General features: G+C 62.3%; 16 protein-coding genes and 2 pseudogenes. 16 read left to right on the top strand and 2 right to left on the bottom strand.

What is annotated here, in order from left to right:
- The 6 genes and pseudogenes from KHO41_RS32205 to KHO41_RS42015 all read left to right on the top strand — a co-directional run.
- A partial coding sequence (locus KHO41_RS32205; RefSeq protein WP_280519723.1) for a DNA translocase FtsK occupies positions 1-2,033 on the top strand: 2,033 nt, incomplete at its 5' end.
- A 16-nt stretch (positions 2,034-2,049) separates the two neighbouring features.
- Complete coding sequence (locus tag KHO41_RS32200; protein ID WP_211957288.1) at positions 2,050-2,385, top strand: cupin domain-containing protein; 336 nt, start codon at positions 2,050-2,052, stop codon at positions 2,383-2,385.
- A gap of 147 nt (positions 2,386-2,532) precedes the next feature.
- Complete coding sequence (locus KHO41_RS32195) at positions 2,533-5,313, top strand: type VI secretion system Vgr family protein (RefSeq protein WP_211957287.1); 2,781 nt, start codon at positions 2,533-2,535, stop codon at positions 5,311-5,313.
- 58 nt (positions 5,314-5,371) lie between these two features.
- On the top strand, positions 5,372-10,264 hold the full coding sequence (locus tag KHO41_RS32190) for an RHS repeat-associated core domain-containing protein (protein WP_211957286.1): 4,893 nt from the start codon (positions 5,372-5,374) through the stop codon (positions 10,262-10,264).
- The gene (locus tag KHO41_RS32185; protein ID WP_211957285.1) at positions 10,261-10,761 is read left to right on the top strand and encodes an Imm21 family immunity protein; all 501 of its coding nucleotides are present in this window, start codon (positions 10,261-10,263) and stop codon (positions 10,759-10,761) included. Before KHO41_RS32190 ends, KHO41_RS32185 begins: the two co-directional genes overlap by 4 nt.
- 81 nt (positions 10,762-10,842) lie before the next feature.
- Positions 10,843-11,096: pseudogene (locus tag KHO41_RS42015) on the top strand (PAAR domain-containing protein).
- On the opposite strand, the gene KHO41_RS41730 reads toward KHO41_RS42015, so the two are convergent.
- Positions 11,078-11,212, bottom strand: a complete 135-nt coding sequence (locus KHO41_RS41730) for a hypothetical protein (RefSeq protein WP_280519722.1) — start codon at positions 11,210-11,212, stop codon at positions 11,078-11,080. The pseudogene KHO41_RS42015 and the gene KHO41_RS41730 sit on opposite strands and share 19 nt — an antisense overlap.
- Positions 11,213-11,310: 98 nt before the next feature.
- Between KHO41_RS41730 and KHO41_RS41425 the strand changes: the two genes are divergently transcribed.
- From KHO41_RS41425 to KHO41_RS32130, 10 genes are all read left to right on the top strand, one after another.
- Positions 11,311-12,141, top strand: coding sequence for a colicin E3/pyocin S6 family cytotoxin (locus KHO41_RS41425; protein WP_244874138.1), 831 nt, complete (start codon positions 11,311-11,313; stop codon positions 12,139-12,141).
- Entirely contained in the window at positions 12,138-12,395 is a 258-nt protein-coding gene (locus KHO41_RS32170; protein ID WP_211957284.1) for a DUF7683 domain-containing protein, read from the top strand. Before KHO41_RS41425 ends, KHO41_RS32170 begins: the two co-directional genes overlap by 4 nt.
- Before the next feature lie 251 nt (positions 12,396-12,646).
- Entirely contained in the window at positions 12,647-12,928 is a 282-nt protein-coding gene (locus KHO41_RS32165; RefSeq protein WP_211957283.1) for a hypothetical protein, read from the top strand.
- A gap of 446 nt (positions 12,929-13,374) precedes the next feature.
- Positions 13,375-13,638, top strand: coding sequence for a PAAR domain-containing protein (locus KHO41_RS32160; protein WP_211957282.1), 264 nt, complete (start codon positions 13,375-13,377; stop codon positions 13,636-13,638).
- A 240-nt stretch (positions 13,639-13,878) separates the two neighbouring features.
- Entirely contained in the window at positions 13,879-14,415 is a 537-nt protein-coding gene (locus KHO41_RS32155; RefSeq protein ID WP_211957281.1) for an RHS domain-containing protein, read from the top strand.
- Positions 14,416-14,471: 56 nt separating this feature from the next.
- Positions 14,472-14,804 carry a hypothetical protein gene (locus KHO41_RS32150; protein ID WP_211957280.1) on the top strand — a complete coding sequence of 111 codons (333 nt, stop codon included), beginning with the start codon at positions 14,472-14,474 and terminating at the stop codon, positions 14,802-14,804.
- 187 nt (positions 14,805-14,991) lie between these two features.
- Positions 14,992-15,231: a hypothetical protein gene (locus KHO41_RS32145; RefSeq protein WP_211957279.1), complete on the top strand. Its 240-nt coding sequence runs from the start codon at positions 14,992-14,994 to the stop codon at positions 15,229-15,231.
- A gap of 297 nt (positions 15,232-15,528) precedes the next feature.
- Positions 15,529-16,083, top strand: a complete 555-nt coding sequence (locus tag KHO41_RS32140; protein ID WP_244874137.1) for an RHS repeat-associated core domain-containing protein — start codon at positions 15,529-15,531, stop codon at positions 16,081-16,083.
- A gap of 294 nt (positions 16,084-16,377) precedes the next feature.
- Positions 16,378-16,713, top strand: a complete 336-nt coding sequence (locus tag KHO41_RS32135; protein WP_211957278.1) for a hypothetical protein — start codon at positions 16,378-16,380, stop codon at positions 16,711-16,713.
- Positions 16,710-17,009, top strand: a complete 300-nt coding sequence (locus tag KHO41_RS32130) for a PAAR domain-containing protein (protein ID WP_244874136.1) — start codon at positions 16,710-16,712, stop codon at positions 17,007-17,009. The genes KHO41_RS32135 and KHO41_RS32130 overlap by 4 nt, the downstream gene beginning before the upstream one ends.
- Before the next feature lie 72 nt (positions 17,010-17,081).
- On the opposite strand, the pseudogene KHO41_RS42010 reads toward KHO41_RS32130, so the two are convergent.
- A pseudogene (locus tag KHO41_RS42010) lies at positions 17,082-18,202 on the bottom strand (CMD domain protein).
- Between the last annotated feature and the right edge of the window lie 31 nt (positions 18,203-18,233).

Raw genomic sequence — 18,233 nt, 5'->3', positions numbered from 1 at the left:
AAGCCGAAGCCGAAGCCGAAGCCGAAGCCGAAGCCGAAGCCGAAGCCGAAGCCGAAGCCGAAGCCGAAGCCGAAGCCGAAGCCGAAGCCGAAGCCGAAGCCGAAGCCGAAGTTGAAGTTGAAGTTGAAGTTGAAGTTGAGGCGGCAGCCGAGTTTGAAGCCCCAGTCGAAGTCGAGGTGGTAGCCGAGGTTGAAGCCCCAGTAGAAGTCGAGGTGGTAGCAGAGGTTGATGCCCCAGTAGAAGTCGCGCCCACATCGGAACCCGCATCGGAAGATGCACCGGCGTTCGTCATGGAGGATGGTCCGCTGCCCGAAGCGGAACCTGAGGATGCTTCCGAGGCGGAAACGCTCGTCGATGCCAATGCCTTGCTGGGCGCGTCAGAACCTGAATCCGAGCCGGTGCCCGAACCCGAGCCGGCACCGGTCGTCCCGGCGCCCAAGCCGCGTATCGTGCTGCCCGCAGTGGTCGGCAAGACGGTCCCGCTCAACGCACAGCCCGTCCAGCCCGCGCCGGTAGCTCCGGCACCCGCGCCTGCACCGCGCGTCATCGTCGATTACCGCCTGCCCCCGACAGAACTGCTGGAAGCTGCGGTTGACCACACCGAGCAGGTCTCCGAAGAGCGCTTGCGCGAAACCGGTGAGCTGATCGAACAGCGCCTGTCGGAATTCAAGGTGCCGGTCGCCGTGGTGGGCGCCAGCGCGGGCCCGGTGATCACGCGCTTCGAAGTCGAGCCCGCAATGGGCGTGCGTGGCGCGCAGGTGGTCGGCCTGATGAAGGATCTGGCGCGCGCCCTTGGCGTGACGTCGATCCGCGTGGTCGAGACCATCCCCGGCAAGACCTGCATGGGCCTGGAGTTGCCCAATGCACGCCGGCAGATGATCCGGCTGTCCGAGATTGTCCGGGCGTCGTCGTTCCAGTCGCACAATTCGCGGCTGGTGCTGGCCATGGGCAAGGACATCACGGGCCACCCGGTCGTGACCGACCTGGCCCGCGCGCCGCACCTGCTGGTGGCGGGCACCACGGGCTCGGGCAAGTCCGTGGCGGTCAATGCGATGATTCTGTCGATGCTGTACAAGGCCACGCCCGAGGACGTGCGCCTGATCATGATCGACCCGAAGATGCTCGAGCTGTCGGTCTACGAAGGCATTCCGCACCTGCTCGCGCCGGTGGTGACCGACATGAAGCAGGCCGCGCACGCGCTCAACTGGTGCGTGGGCGAGATGGAAAAGCGCTACCGCCTGATGTCGGCGCTCGGCGTGCGCAACCTGGCCGGCTACAACCAGAAGATCCGCGCGGCCGAGGCGGCGGAGCAAAAGGTGCCGAACCCGTTCTCGCTGACGCCGGATGCGCCGGAGCCGCTGTCCACGCTGCCGCTGATCGTGGTCGTGATCGACGAATTGGCCGACCTGATGATGGTGGCCGGCAAGAAGATCGAGGAACTGATCGCACGGCTTGCGCAGAAGGCGCGCGCTGCCGGCATCCACCTGATCCTGGCCACCCAGCGTCCGTCGGTGGACGTCATCACGGGCCTGATCAAGGCCAACATCCCGACGCGCGTGGCGTTCCAGGTGTCGTCGAAGATCGATTCGCGCACCATCCTCGACCAGATGGGCGCGGAAAGCCTGCTGGGGCAGGGCGACATGCTGTTCCTGCCGCCGGGCACCGGCTATCCGCAGCGCGTGCATGGCGCCTTTGTCGCGGATGATGAAGTGCATCGTGTGGTCGAGCACTGGAAGCAGTTCGGCGAACCCGACTACGATGAAGCCATCCTCGCCGGCGATGCCGCCGAGGCAGGTGCCAGCGATCTGTTCGGCGATAGCAACGGCGACGGCGAAGCCGATCCGCTCTATGACGAGGCCGCATCCTTTGTGCTCAATTCACGCCGCGCATCGATCTCGGCCGTGCAGCGCCAGCTTCGCATCGGCTACAACCGCGCCGCGCGGCTGATCGAACAGATGGAAGCCGCCGGCCTGGTCTCGCCGATGGGCCGCAACGGCGCACGCGACGTGCTGGCGCCCGGGCCCGGCGACTGAACTTCCGGAGGCCGGCATGGACCCGAAACACGGCAATTTCTTCGCCGATGTCCCTGTCGGCGCGCCCGACGAGATCTTTCAGCCTTTGCTGGAACAGAAGGGCCTGAAGATCGAACGGATCGTCTCCAACGGCCAGGCCAGCCCGCCGGGCTTCTGGTACGACAGCCCGCAGGACGAATGGGTGATGGTCGTCAGCGGCAGCGCGGGAATCGAGTGCGAGGGCGATACCGCCCCTCGCGTCATGCGGCCCGGCGACTGGCTGCACCTGCCGGCGCACTGCCGTCATCGCGTCGCATGGACTGATGCCGGCGAGCCGACGGTCTGGCTGGCCGTGCATTGCGACGCCGCGTAGCATCCCTCAGATTCCGAAAGTTCCTCACGCATTTTCGGAATACTTCTATATCCCGCCATATCGGGTGCTTGAAATGATTTGGAGTTCTGGCCGCACGGCGCCCAGAAAGGCTAACAGCCTCATCCTTTCATTTCAGGGATATCGACAATGGCAGAAGCATTCGGTGACAGCGGAAGGGCGATAACCGGGCGGCAAGCGTACTTCCTGGAGGTGCCCAGCGCACGCAGTGCCGCTGGGCTGTCGGTGGTGTCATTCGAGGCCCTGGAGCGCCTGGGTGAGCCCTACCGTGTCAAGGTTGCACTGACACACCCCGAGGAACTCGCGCGGGCCGATTACCTGCGCAAGGATGCGACGTTCGTCATCGATCCGGGCGACGGCTCGGAGCCCCGGACCTTTGGCGGCTGCATTACACGTTTCTCCAGGACCGGAACGACACGCGACCATAGCGTCTACGAAATGGAGTTGCGGCCCAAGGTCGCCCTGCTGACGCTGACGAAGGCCAGCCGCGTCTATCAGAACAAGACCGCGCCGCAAATTATCGAGGCCATCCTGCGTCGGCATGGACTGGAGGGCCAACAGTTCGCGTTCAGGACGCGCCGTCAGTATCCCGAACACAAGTTCCGTCTCCAGTTCCAGATGACGGACTGGGACTATATCCGCCTGCTGATGGAGCAGGAAGGGCTGTACAGCTTTTTCGTATCGGGCAAGTTCAGCGCCCAGTTTGGCGACGTGTTCACGGTCGCCGACGATGTCGACCACTATCTGTACCAGCCGGAACTGCGCGTGCCCTATCGGGAGACGGCGGGGCTGGAATCGGGGATCGAGACGGTGTTCGATCTCCAGACGCACGTGCAAACCGTGCCTGAATCGTTCCTGACCGCGGACTACAACCCGGCCGATGCGCACGAGCGCAAGTCGGGCGAGGCCAATATCGCGCGCAAGGAGAAGGGCACGTATGGCCAGTCCTACGTCTTTGGCACCCACCACCTGGACGCGGCGGGCGCGAAGTGGGAGGCGCAACTGCGCCATGAGGCGGCGCTGGCAGGCCAACTCGTCTATGCCGGGCAAAGCAATGTCCTGAGCCTGCGGCCGGCCCGCATCCTGCGCATGGACATCGATTTGCCCGATGCGCCCAATGGGCAGGTGATTACCGAAGTCTCTCACTTCGGCGGCCGCGATCAGGCCTACCGCAACGCCTACCAGGCCATTCCTTCGGATCGGCGCTACCGCCTGCCCGTAGACGAGCGCCAATGGCCGCGCATTGCCGGGACGTTGAGTGCAAGGATCACGTCGCCCAGCCGGTACAAATATGCCTACCTGACGCAGGACGGGCACTACGTGGTGCGCTTCGACCTGGATTTCGACGAGTGGCCCCATGGCGGTGAGAGCGTCCCCCTGCGTCTGGCCAAGCCGTTTGCGGGCGCGCTGCAGACCGGCTTCCACTTCCCGCTGATCGACGGCACCGAGGTCGCAATCGGCTTTCATGACGGCAACCCGAACCGGCCGTACATCGCGCATGCGCTGCACAACAGCCAGACCTCGGACCTGATCACCAGCCAGCGGCGCTGGATGTCGCGCAATGTGATCCGCACGCAGGCCAACAAGCTGCGCTTCGAGGACTGGGAGGGTCAGGAAGGCATCAAGGCGGCCACCGACTACGGCAAGACCCAGCTCAACCTGGGCTATCTGGTCGACAACAAGCTCGGCCGGCGCGGCGGTGGCTACGAACTGCGCACCGATCTCAAGGGCGTGCTGCGTGCCGGCGAGGGCATCTTCATCAGCGCGGACGCGCAGCGCGGCGCCGACGGCCAGGCGCTGGACATGCAGGCGGCAAAGCAGCAACTGGACACGGCGCAGGCACGCATGAAGACCCTCGCCGAAGCGGTGACGCGGGCCAAGGCTGTAGTCGCTGCCTGCGAGGCGCAGCAGGCGCTGCTGGAGCAGCAAGTTGCCGGCCTGCAGGAAGCGGTGCTGCTCGCGTCCGCTCCCCGTGGCATGGCGCTGACCAGCGGTGAGCACATGCAACTGGCCGCAGGCGGGCATCTGTTCACGACGGCGGGCGGCAATGCAGATACGGCAGTCGGCGGCAACTACACGGTCGCCGCTGGCAATGCCGTGTCGCTCTATGCCAATGCGCAGGGCATGAAGCTATTCGCCGGCAAAGGGAAGGTCGAACTGCAGGCACAGGCCGACGGCCTGGAGCTGACCGCGCTCAAGGGCGTCGCCATCGCCAGCACCGAAGACGGCATCACGCTGAACGCGCGCAAGTCGCTCACACTGCTGTGCGGCGGCGCCTATATCAAGCTCGAAGGCGGGCAGGTCGAGATCGGCAGCGCGGGCGCAATCATGCTCAAGGGACCACTGCGCATCGACGGCTCGGCCACGCGCCAGGGGGCTTTGCCGCTGCTGCCCACGCAGCAGGAATCGGGCATGGAGTTGTGGCACACCTACCCGAACGGCCAGCCGGTCAAGAACGCACCGTTCTTGGTCACGTTTGCCGATGGCAGTACCCGCCAGGGGCGGCTCGACGGTAATGGCAAGGCCACGCTCGCACAGGTGCCACGCGGCGGCGGCCAGGTGCAGTACTTCGAGGAAGACAGCCGGATCCAGGACCCCGAGCGCAAATTCGCTGAAGCCAAGGGCGATGCGCAGACAGCGAAGGCGTCCAGCAGTGGCGAGTCGTCGGCACTGCCAAGCATGACCGGGCCGGTCTTGTGTGCTACCCCCGCCTTTGCTCAGGCGGCTATGACCGGTGGCGGCGCAGCGGCGGTGGAACATCTGGCGGTGAACGTGGCAACGAATTTGGCAACGAAAGCCGCGGGCGGCAGCGTTGCCAGCCTTGTAGGCAAGCCCCTCGCCGCTGCGTCCACCGCCTCGCTGGCCAGCCCGACTGCGACCTTCGCTGCGCTCAACAAGAACCTCCTCTGATCGCTTCTGACGCCGCCGTTTCGCCGGCGGAGTACTGACACGTCCGGATTTCCTAGACATGCCATCACCGACCACTGCGCAACCCGCCCAAGTCCCGCGTCCTGTCGCTGCGCCCATTGCCACCAACGCCGAGCAGCGCCGCGTCATCGTGAGCCCGGCCAGGCCCGTCCCAACCCGGCCCAACATGCAGGCCGTTGCCGCCGACTCCATCCAGAACCACAGCCACGAACTCTTCATTCAGTGTCTGTACATGCTGCCGGTGGTCGGCAATGCCATGTCGCTGTGGGATGTCGGGACGGACATTTACCACCTGTGCAAGAACGAACGCGATCCCCAGACCGGCAAGGGCTACGCCGAGAGTGCCTTCAACTGGGGGATCCTGGCCATTGACGCGATTGGCGTGGTGCCGGCGGCGGGTAATGCGAGCCGGCCTGCACGGGCCGTGGTCAAGGAAGTGCTGCTGGCCTTTGCCAAGGGGCTCGGCGGCGCCGTGCTGGTGGACATTTTCTGGGCCACCGCGAGCGGAGACGTGATCGCCTTCATGTCGGAGCTCGACAAGCATCTCCAGAACTGGAGGGAGGACATCATAGCCGGCGTGCAGAAGGCGAGCCGGACGGTGCGGCGGTTCGTGGAGAACCCGGTATCGGCGGGATACCAGATGGGTGTGCTGCAGAAGAAGGAGGGCTTCCTGTCCTGGGTGCCATCCACCGAGGAAGTGGCGCTGGTAGGTATCGACCAGTTATTGAAGCTCTCGGGAGAGCGCAATGCGATCCTGGCGTGGCTGACCGAATTCGACCGCAACGCCCCGGCGATGATCCATCGTGCCATTGGCGATGTCACCAAGGCTGGCTCGCTCATGGCGATGGCGGCGGCGATCGTGATGGAGATCAAGGCGCGCCGCGGGCCGAAACTGGCGACGGCCACCAGTCCGGCAGGCGGATTGCGCACGGACGGGAAAGCTCCTGGGCACAGCAAGCCAGCATTGCGCGCGCCCTCGCATCAGGCTCACGCGTCCACCGGGGCGCGCGCACAGCCGCACACCAAGCCGGGCGAGCACCGGGACACCACGCAGAAGCCGGCGCAGCCCAGCCATACGCCGGCGAAAGATGGTTGCGGCTGCCCGCCCACGGCGTCCAGAAAGCCCGTCAACTTTGCAATGGGCGACGAGAACCTGGAGCAGGTCGACTTCGCGCTGGACGGCGTGGTGCCCATCGTCTGGACACGCCGCTACCGTTCCAGCCTCGCGGCGTACGACCGCAGTTCGCTAGGCGCGCGCTGGAGCAGCCCGTACCACCTGTCGCTGGCCGAGCAGGACGGCGTCCTGACGTTCTTCGATCCGGACAACCGCGCGGTTGTCTTGCCCGTGGTAGCGGTGGGCGAGTCGGTGGCCGTCGAGCGCGAGAAGCTGACGGTGACCCGCCCCGATGCGCGCCGCGTGCAACTGCACTATCCCGACGGCTCGCGTGAGGACTACGCGCTGCACCGGACGCCCGCAGGCGAGCGCTTTGTCCTGACGAGGCGCACCGGACAGGACGGGCTGGGCCTGACCTTCAGCTATAGCCCGGCGGGCGAACTGACGGGCCTGACCGACAGCTACGGCCTTTGGCTGCGCCTGGACTACAGCGAGGGCCGAGTGTCGAGCATCACCCGGCTGGACCGCACGGGCGAGGTCATCGATTTGCTGGCACGCTATGAGTACAGCCGCGAGGGCGACCTGATCGCGCACACCGATGTGCTCGGCCACCGCCGCAGCTTCGCCTACACGCAACACCTGCTGACGCGCTGTACTGACTTCAACGGCTTTGCCGCCCATCTCGAATGGGACTGGCCGGGCAAGGCCAGCGGCACGCCGGCGCCGGCCGACGCCCGCTGCGTGCATACGTGGCGTTGCAACGACCGCTACCCGGCCGAGCGTTACGACGAGACGTTCTTCGCGTATCACCGCGAACACTGGTACACCAAGGTCACGGACGGTGAGGGCAGCGCCACCCTCTACCGCTACGACTGGCATAACCAGATCATCCTGATCGAGCAAGCTGACGGCACATCGGACAGCTATGAGTGGGACGCGCGCGGCAATCTCGTCGGCATGAAGAATGCCGCCGGCGAGGTGCAGCGCTTCGGCTACGACGAGGCGGGACGTGTGACCGAGGTCACCGATGCGCTGGGCAACACCACGCGCACTGAATACAACGAAGCCGGCCTGCCGGTGAAGGTGACCAGCGCTGCTGGGGACGTGACCCTGACCGACTATGACGCGCAGGGCCGCCCGGTGGCCGTGACCGATGCGGCGAAGCGGACTACGCAGTACCAATGGAGCGGCAGCGGCCTACTGCTCGGCGTCACTGATCCGAAGGGAGGTACGCGCCAGTTCGACTATGACAGCGGCGGGCGGCTCGTCGCGGCGCGCGACTGCTCGGGCTACGAGACGCGCTATGGCTACGATCTGCGGGGGCACCTGCTGACGCGCACCGATGCCGAAGGCCAGGTCACGCGGTACCGGCATGATGCGCGCGGACAACTGCTGGAGGTGACCGGACCCGATGGCATCCGGGAATGGTTTGCCCACGACGGCGAAGGCAACCTGACGGAGTACACGGACGGCGCCGGCCAGGTTACTAGCTACGGCTACAACGGCAACCACCAGCCCCACAGCCGCGTCGACGCGGCGGGTCGTCAGCTGGCCTACACCTACGACCGCCATTGGCGGCTGGTGCAACTGCGCAACGAAAACGACCAGTTGACCACCTTCCGCTACGACAAGCTCGGGCAGCTCGTCGAGGAAACCGGATTCGACGGCAAGGCGGTGCGGTATGCCTACGATGGTGCCGGGCGGCTGGCCGAGACCCGCAGCGGTGATATCTGGACCGAGTACACCCGCGATTCGCTGGGCAGGCTCACGCAACGCGACATCCACGGCACGGGACGGAAAACGACCGAATTGTTCTATTACGACCAGCGCGGGCGGTTGACCACGGCGGAGACCGAGGGCAGCAAGGTACGGCTGCACTACGATGACGCCGGCAACCTCGTGGCCGAGGAACAGCATGTCCGCGCCAGTTTCGTGGGGAGCTACCTGACCGTCACCCGCCACGAGTATGACGCGCTGGGCAACCGCACCCGCACGACGCTGCCCAACACGCGCACCGTGGACTGGCTGCGCTACGGCTCGGGGCACGTGCACGGCGTCCAGTTAGACGGGAAACCCCTGCTGGACTTCGAGCGGGACAAGCTGCACCGGGAGACGGGACGCAAGCATGCGGCCTTCCTCCAGCAGCGGGAATACGATCCGGCGGGACGGCTCGCAAGGCTGGTGGTGAAGCCCGCGCACCCGGCCACGCCGCACGACCGGATTGCCGAGCGGCGCCTGCGCTACAGCGCGGCGGGGCACCTCACGCGCATCGACGACCGCGCGCGGGGCGTAACTGAGTATGGCTATGACCCGGTGGGCCGGCTGCTCCAGGCGGTCACGCCGGACCAGACGGAACGATTCGCCTTCGACCCGGCGGGCAACCCGATCGACCCGGCCCGGATGACCGACCCGCCCAAGGTCGAAACGCCGCAGGAACGGGCCGCGCGACGCTCCATCGAGGATGCCGCCTGGCGGCGGGACCATCCGGACGACCCGAACGCACCGCGCTACGACGAGCGGGCCGCCGATGAATGGTTGAAGTTCCAGGCTTGGAAAAAATCCCTGCCGAAGTGGCTTGGCAACGTGATGCAGGAGTACCTGGGCACGCGCTACGAGCATGATGCGCAGGGCAACCTCACGCGGCGCAGTGAGCCGACGGGCCTGACCTGGCTGTACGAGTATGACGCGGCCAACCGGCTTACATGCGCGCGTCGGTACGCCAGCGCCGCCGCCGCGAACGAGGACTCGCGCGGCAAGTACACCGGCCAGGTTCACGCCGAACTCACGGTGAACTTCCAGTACGACGCCTTCGGGCGCCGCACGCTGAAGGAAGTGGAGCATCCCGACCGCAGCGTGGATCGCACCGTCTTTACGTGGGACGGCGATGTGTTGCTGCTCGAGGAGCGGTTCCATGCCGCGCCGCGTTTGCCGGGCGAACCGATGGAGCGGGCGAGCCGCTTGCAGAGTTTGATACGTGAAGACCCAGCGGACCCGTATTCGTTACCGGTGGCGCAGCGCCAGCACACGTTGCGCGACGCGTGGCAGGCGGTGTCGCTCTACCTGCACGAGCCGGGGACGTTCGTGCCGCTGGTGAAGCTGGACGAAGTGCTGGTGGAGGCGGCGCACTTTGCGACGGGCACGGATGGGCGCTTCATCGAGTACCCGGCGACGACACGGCATGCCACTTACCTGTATCAGAACGACCATCTGGGCACGCCGCAGGAACTGCTGGACGAGTCCGGCAAGGTGGTGTGGCTGGGGCGGTACCGGGCGTGGGGCGCGCTGAAGGGTACGAAACTGCTGCACGGTGAGGAGGCGTTGACCGGCAACGCGATTCGCGCGCAGGGGCAGTACCATGATGAGGAGACGGGGCTGTATTACAACCGGCACCGTTACTATGATCCGTATTCGGGGCGGTTTATTACGCAGGATCCGATTGGGTTGGCGGGTGGGGTAAACCTCTACCAGTACGCGCCTAATTCGACTGGATGGGTTGATCCACTTGGGCTAACCGGAGACGATACATTGAAGCCCGGCCCCTACGCTACAGAGTCTATTCCTGCGAGAGGCCCCGAGCGTAACTTTACTGTGGACGAAAGAAACAAAATCAATGCGATCGGTCGACGGGATGGTTGTCATACTTGCGGCACTAAAGATCCGGGGAAAAAGAGTGGCGACTTTATTTTGGACCACCAAACCGCAAATGCACTTAACGAGGATGGAAAACCACAGCGACTATATCCACATTGCCTGCTATGTAGTCGAAAGCAAGCCGGACAAGTAACGCAAGCTAAGAAGCGACGAAAGGGGGCGGCATGAGCAAGTACAGATTCTCAAGATGGATATCGAGTACAGGCGGACCGTTAGTCGTAATGGAGAAAGGGAAGGCACGGCAGTGGACTGGCATTGATGGTAGTCCGTCCGATTATGACCTGTCATGTCAAATAAGCGACTACGCCGGGAAGATTCTTGTGCATGGCACCGAGACATTGATACTTGGCGATGAGCCGTTGAGGACCGCAGTGGCTACGGGAAATGGTATTCAACTATTAGTTCGGTGGAAATGGGCAGACAGTGACTCGGATGTTTACGCAGAGGTGGAGCGTATTGATCCGAAATCAGTGAAAATCAATGAGAAACTGATAATCGACTGGCGCAGTGATACGCTTGTCATGTTCGATGGTGCCGATTTTTTTAGCCAAACAGATAGCGTGCAGTTCTCGGTAAGACCGGGCGAGAACGTTATCTCGACCTTTGTGGTTCAGCCCACGGCCAGGACTGCAATACTAGTTCACGCAATCTGTGCGAAACAGTAATGCGCAAAGAACAACTTTGTTGCTTCTTGAAAGGTCAGGCTAAAGGGTATCTAGGAAGGATACGAGCATTCTACGTCTTCTATTGCATGTGAAGGTGACAAACTCAGCAGCGGCGCTTTCATCGCCTCCGGTTCCGACACGATGACCATACTCGGGCGCCGGGTGGCGCGCGTGGGCGACCTTGTGTCTTGCCCGCTGCCGGGCATGGCGTTAATCAGCTTATCGAGGGATCAAGCATGGTGACGGACAATGGCAAGGCCGTTGTCATGCATGGGCACCGGGCCGCTTGCGGTTGTTTCGTACTTGCCCATGGCGATCATGGGATGGTGTTGTAGTCGGCGGGGGCGCTGGCGCGGCTGCGCGGGAAGTACACCGGCCAGGTCTGTGTCGAACGCACGGTGACTTCCAGTACGACGTCTTCGGGCGCCGCACCCTGAAGGAAGTGGAGCATCCCGACCGCAGCGTGGACCGGACTATCTATACCTAGGACGGAGATGTGTTGCTGCTGGAAGAGCGGTTCCATGCTGCGCCGCGTTTCCGGGCGAACCGATGGAGCGGGCGAGCCGCTTGCAGAGTTTGATACGTGAAGACCCAGCGGACCCGTATTCGTTACCGGTGGCGCAGCGCCAGCACACGTTGCGCGACGCGTGGCAGGCGGTGTCGCTCTACCTGCACGAGCCGGGGACGTTTGTGCCGCTGGCGAAACTAGACGAAGTGCTGGTGCAGGCGGCGCATTTTGCGACGGGCACGGATGGGCGCTTCATCGAGTACCCGGCGACGACCCGGCATGCCACTTACCTGTATCAGAACGACCATCTGGGCACACCGCAAGAACTGCTGGACGAGTCAGGCAAGGTGGTGTGGCTGGGGCGGTACCGGGCGTGGGGCGCGCTGAAGGGTACGAAACTGCTGCACGGTGAGGAGGCGTTGACCGGCAACGCGATTCGCGCGCAGGGGCAGTACCATGATGAGGAGACGGGGCTGTATTACAACCGGCACCGGTACTATGATCCGCACGCTGGGCGGTTCATTACGCAGGACCCGATTGGGTTGGCGGGTGGGGTGAATCTGTACAAGTACGCGCCGAATCCGACTGCTTGGGTTGATCCGCTGGGGCTCAACAAGTACGTCCCGGCCCCGAGTTCTCTCCCCGGGTTTCCAACTGCGCAACGAGCAAAGCCTAAAACTTCGGTTCAAGGCGGTGGTGGACTTCGCAAGCGTTGGCGCTTGCCAGACGGCTGCATCTGCGAGTGGGATTCGCAGCACGGGGAGGTGGAGAAATACGACAGGCACGGTCGTCACCAAGGGGCATTTGACCCAGGCAGCGGCGAAGCGATTCCCGGAAAAGGACCAAATCCTACACGAAGGATAGAACCATGATTGCTGTAAATGTGCGTCGGTATATTTCCGCATTCGCCAAAGCGGGCGATCACTATATCGGAGATTTGAATTTTATAAAACAACCGAGCGTCGAGATGCTACGCACGATTTTTCCGTTTGTTGATGAAAAAGATCCGATGTATGACGAATATCCAATCGATGCTGCTGCGGAACTCATGCTCGCGCCATTAATTGATGGAAAATTCGATCTTTATGAAAATTATTATTTCTTGTCATGCGATAAGCAAGGCTAAAAACGAAAAGGATTGCCCTCAAAATGGATGATGGCATTGTTCTCGTCGGCGACATGACAGACCACGGTGGCGTCGTGCAAGACGGCATCCTCGGCGCGCAGACATCAACGACTACCCCTTCGCCGGGATGGGCAACATGGTGCTGTGCAAGAGGTGCCTGGGCGAGTTTCCGATCATCGAGGGCAACAGCGGACGGTTGCACGCGTCCGGAGGACGTTCCGGTACGATCAGCGGGGTTCGCTTAGTAAGCCATGACAGATAAAAGGGTTGCTCTCCTCGCACAATTGAACAGGGTCGTTGCGGAGGTTTCGCAGCTTGCTGATCAAGATGGGGTGTCAGTTGAACAACGTGAGCATGTGCTTGCGGTGCTCAGGGAATATGCTGCCTCTCTCGAGAATCCTCTCCCGACCACGATCGATTGCAACCGAGTTGCGCGCTTTGTCGTTGAGTATTGGCCAATGAATCTTGCGGTTGGCGAGCGCGTAATCAGCATTGAACAGGAGTTGCGTGAGTTTAACGGGAAAGCGAGGTGAGTCCTCGGAGAGGTTGCTGATGTAGCCGTTCGCTATCTATGCAGTGCTGCAGACAAGGCTGCATCAGAACCGGCATCGCTATGACGATCCGTTACAGGTTGCTTCTCGAAGTACCCGATCGGGTTGACGAGTGGCAACGTCTACGGAGCAATCGCCAGAAAATCAACAATCGTGAGTTCTGAGCGCAGTGAGATGGATTGGACTAGGGTTCAAGCAACGGAAACGGAGTTTAACGGATACGCTGGCCCCTGTGATCTGAAGAAACTACTAGCGCTAGCCAGCTATTGATTGGATCCGGCAGATATCCAAACAAAGCGCTGCTGACGCGGCGCTCAGTGGCAGTGATGGACCGCCCATGCTCAACATTGATCTATATGCACTGCATTAGCGTGGTCAGCGTCCTGATCTCCATCTTTGGGGCGCCAAATAGCACGAAGGAAAAACAGATGTCTTCAATCGCTTGTGAAGGTGACAAACTCAGCAGCGGTGGCTTCATCGCTTCCGGGTCCGAAACGATGACCATACTCGGACGCAGGGTCGCGCGTGTTGGCGACCTTGTGTCCTGCCCGCTGCCAGGGCATGGCGTCAATCAGCTCATCGAGGGATCAAACATGGTGATGGACAACGGCAAGGCCGTCGTCATGCACGGGCACCGGGCCGCCTGTGGCTGCTTCGTACTCGCCTATGGTAATCATGCAATGGTGCTGTAGCAGGCGGGGGCACTGGTGCGGCTGAACTGTCGCGCCCGTCGCAACTGTCGCTGTCGCAAAGGCGAAGGATCGACTTCCGAAGTGGGACCTGAAGTCTTGGACGGTTGCCACTCGTCCCGGCGTATGGCTTGGCGCCTTCACACGGCGCAAGTGCGCGGTGAACTTACTGGACGAGTACGACCCGGTCGACCGGCTTACGTGCGCGCGTCGGTACGCCAACGCTGCGCCGCGAACGAGGATGTGCGCGGCAATACCACCGGCCAGGTCCACGCAGAACTGACGGTGCGCCTCCAGTACGACGCCTTCGGGCGCCGCACGCTGAAGGAAGTGGAGCGTCCCGACCGCAGCGTGGATCGGACCATCTTTACCTGGGACGGCGCGTGTGTCTGCTGGAAGAACGGTTCCATGCCGCGCCGCGTCTGCCGGGCGAGCCGCTTGCAGCGTTTGATACGCGAAGACCCGGCGGACCCGTATTCGTTGCCGGTGGCGCAGCGCCAGCATTCGCTCAAGGACGCCTGGCTGGCGGTGTCGCTCTACCTGCACGAGCCGGGGACGTTCGTGCCGCTGGCGAAGCTGGACGAGGTGCTGGTGGAGGCGGCGCATTTTGCGACGGGCACGGATGGGCGCTTTATCGAATATGCGGCGACGACCCGGCATGCCACTTACCTGTATCAGAACAACCATCTGGGCACACCGCAGGAACTGCTGGACGAGTCAGGCAAGGTGGTGTGGCTGGGCGTGGGGCGGGCTGAAGGGTACGAAACTGCTGCACGGTGAGGCGGCGCTGACCGGCAATGCCACCCGCGTGTGTCATCAATAGAAAGGATAGATTGATGGGAAAGGACTATGAGCTCTGGAACATTGATGAACTCCTCAAGGCGTATGCCAACGTTCCAGACATGGCTATAAGCGTGCAAGCCGCGATGGAGCACTTGTTTCTGTTCCTTGAAAAGAGTGCGTTGTTGACGTGCACCATCAGTGACGGTCATGGGGTTGTGACTAAGAGTTCTATTCTGAAAAGCGAGCTGACCGATGAAGGGCGTCTCTTAGCAAGTGGTCCGAAGAATCCTGTGGATCGGTGGTTAGGATCGAAAGGCCCGCAAAAAAGCCCGCCGGATATGAGAATGCTAGAGAAGGCGCTGACCGAGATAAGGGGCAGATATTGAAAGACTGAGAAGCTGGGCAAAGTGGAACCAGGATATGTCTTTCAATCGCGTGCGAAGGTGACAAGCTCAGCGGCGGCGGCTTCATCGCCTCCGGGTCCGACACGATGACCATTCAACCGAGCGAAAGCATGTCTCTATCTGATTACCAAGCGGCCCTTGGTTCGACTCGTGGGAAATGGGTGAGGCAATGATGACCGAACTTGATGGTGAATTAGATAGCGAACTGCGCGACGCATTGAAAAGTTGTGAGCTTGATTTTTTGCGAACAATCCTTGTTAGATACAGAGAGAAAGGCTTTGACTCCGAATCTGTGTATGGGCTGCTTGAGGCAATGAGGAATAACGTGTCGGATGATATTGAAGACAAAATCCTCGAACTTATGGATATTGTGGCTGGCTTCTGCGCTCCTGGTATGCGAGTGTGGTAAATGAAGGGCCGTTTGCCCCGGCGCCGCCGCGAACGAGGACCTGAGCGGCAAGACCACCGGCCAGGTCCACGCAGAACTGACGGTGAGCTTTCAGTACGACGCCTTCGGGCGCCGCACGCTGAAGGAAGTGGAGCATCCCGACCGCAGCGTGGATCGGACCATCTATACCTGGGACGGAGATGTGTTGCTGCTGGAAGAGCGGTTCCATGCTGCGCCGCGTTTGCCGGGCGAACCGATGGAGCGGGCGAGCCGCTTGCAGAGTTTGATACGCGACGACCCAGCGGACCCGCGTTGCCGGTGGCGCAGCGCCAGCACACGTTGCGCGACGTGTGGCAGGCGGCGTCGCTCTACCTGCACGAGCCGGGGACGTTCGTGCCGCTGGCGAAGCTGGATGAAGTGCTGGTGGAGGCGGCGCGCTTTGCGACGGGCACGGATGGGCGCTTCATCGAATATCCGGCGACGACCCGGCATGCCACTTACCTGTATCAGAACGACCATCTGGGCACACCGCAGGAACTGCTGGACGAGTCAGGCAAGGTGGTGTGGCTGGGGCGGTACCGGGCGTGGGGCGCGCTGAAGGGTACGAAACTGCTGCACGGTGAGGAGGCGTTGACCGGCAACGCGATTCGCGCGCAGGGGCAGTACCATGATGAGGAAACGGGGCTGTATTACAACCGGCACCGTTACTATGATCCGCACTCGGGGCGGTTCATCACGCAGGACCCGATTGGGCTGGCGGGTGGGGTAAATCTGTACCAGTACGCGCCGAATCCGATTGGCTGGATCGATCTGTTAGGTCTGGAGCGGATCAGGAACGCAATTGACGGTGATCGCCGTCCCTCAGATTTTTAATACGAGGATGAGAGCGCAGCATCCGAACGCGACGATCCAATGCGAGTGCTATCTGCGGGACGCTCAAGGGAAGTCGGTTAAAGACCTCCGCACGGGTGAACGACGCCGAATTGATACTGCTGCAATTGAGAGTGGAAAAGCTCAGGTCTTTGAAGTAACCAGCCCGACAGCGAACAAATTTGAGCAGTTAGCGAAGGAGGGCCGCATTCTTCAGAATGGTGGAACATACATACGTGATCGAGGCACTGGAGATCTAGTTCCTGTTAGCAGCCTGTCGAAGGTGGAGAGAGTTGAGTGATGTCGAAAGATTATTCAGTTTGGAGTATTGATGAATTGGCTGCAGCGTATGCCAGCGTCCCTGAACTAGCCGAAACCGTGAAAACGGCAATGGAAGAGTTGTTCAGGTTTTTGGAGGCCGAAGGATTGCTTACCTGTCGCGTCACCGACGAGCAGGGTCACGTTATAAAGCGAAAAATTATGGCTAGCGAGATTACAAGCGAAGGCGATCGACTGAGCAGCGGCCCCAAAAATCCGGTGCATAGATGGTTGGGTTCTAAAGGCGCGCAGAGAAAGCCGCCGGACTTGAAGATGCTGGAGAAGGCACTGGCGGAAATTCGTGCCGGTAAGTGATAGCGATTTCCGCAGTTGAAAGGCATTGTGAATGCCCGTCAATCGCATGTGAAGGTGACAAACTCAGCAGCGGCGGTTTCATCGCCTCCGGTTCCGACACGATGACCATACTCGGGCGCCGGGTCGCGCGCGTGGGCGACCTCGTATCCTGCCCGCTGCCGGGGCATGGCGTTAATCAGCTTATCGAGGGATCAAACATGGTGACGGACAACGGCAAGGCCGTCGTGATGCACGGGCACCGAGCCGCCTGCGGCTGTTTCGTGCTCGCCTATGGCGATCATGGGGTGGTGCTGTAGTGGGGTGGGGCACTGTCGCCGGCTACGCCGGCGAAACAGCGGCACCTGTCAAGCACGCCCCTCCAACCAATATCAGCCAACCGCCTCCGGAAACACCGGTTCCCCCAAATTCAACATCAACCGATTCGCCCAGGCAAAAATCGCCACGGAATGAATCAAATCCAGTATCTCGGCATCGCCGATCCCCGCCTCACGCAGCGCAGCCAGACTCTCCGCCGACACACCAGCAGGATTCTCAGTCAACTCGACCGAAAACTTCGCAATCGCCTTCTCCCGCTCCGTCGTGCCAGCCGTACGCGGATCCTCGAACACTTCCTTGATCACGTCATTCCGCTTGGCAAGCTGTTCGAAGCGCTGCGCATGCACCGACGCGCAATAAACACAGCCATTGAGCCGCGACACCACCGTGGTAGCCAGTTCACGTTCCGCGCGCGGCATGCCGCCGGGCGCGTACATGATCGCGTTGAACGCGGTGGAGCGCTGGCGCAGGATTTCGGGCTGATGCACGAGGAACCGGTAGTAGTCCTGTACCCGGGCTTTGGGGTGGCTCTCGTCGAGCACGGCGACCTGCTCGGGCGTGGCCTGGTCCAGTTCGACGACGTCGAGCCAGGCCTTCCAGTCCAGCACTTCGTTGGTAAAGCCGTGGGATTGGATGATTTCGCTCATGCCTGTGCTCCTGCGTTGTCGTTCAGTGCCTTCAGTGCATCGAGGCCGGCGACGAGCCTTACCTGGTACGACAGGAAGGCGATCAGCTGCGCCAGCGTGACCACGGCGGGTGTGGTCAGGCCTGCGGCCGGCAGCGCTTCGAGCGCGGCCTTGTCGCCTTCGATGGGCTTTTCGATCAGCGTGCGCGTGAACGTCAGCATGGCGCGCAGGCGCGGGTCGGTTGCATCGGCGGGCGTGCCTTGTTCGGCGATGGCAATGGCTGCGGCATCGGCGCCGGCCACGGCCAGGCGTGCGCGGTAGTGGTTGGCCAGCTTCGGCGACGGCGTAAGACGCGCGGCGTAGAGCGCGACCAGCAGGCGCTCGACCAGCGTCAGGCCGGGCAGCGCCGGGTCGAACAGCGCGTCGTAGCTGCCTTGCGTGGCTGCCACGACCTTCTCGCGCTGGTGGCGCAGCGCGTGCGTCGCGCTGCCGGGTTGCAGGCCGGAGATCGCGTCGATCAGGTCCGGCGGCGTGGGGGCTTGGCTCATGGTGCTTGTGAGGTTCCGGTCGGGTTCAGAA

The sequence above is a fragment of the Cupriavidus numazuensis genome, from assembly GCF_905397435.1.
GTDB classification, from domain to species: Bacteria; Pseudomonadota; Gammaproteobacteria; order Burkholderiales; family Burkholderiaceae; genus Cupriavidus; species Cupriavidus numazuensis.
This window is presented reverse-complemented; position numbering and strand designations above follow the sequence as displayed.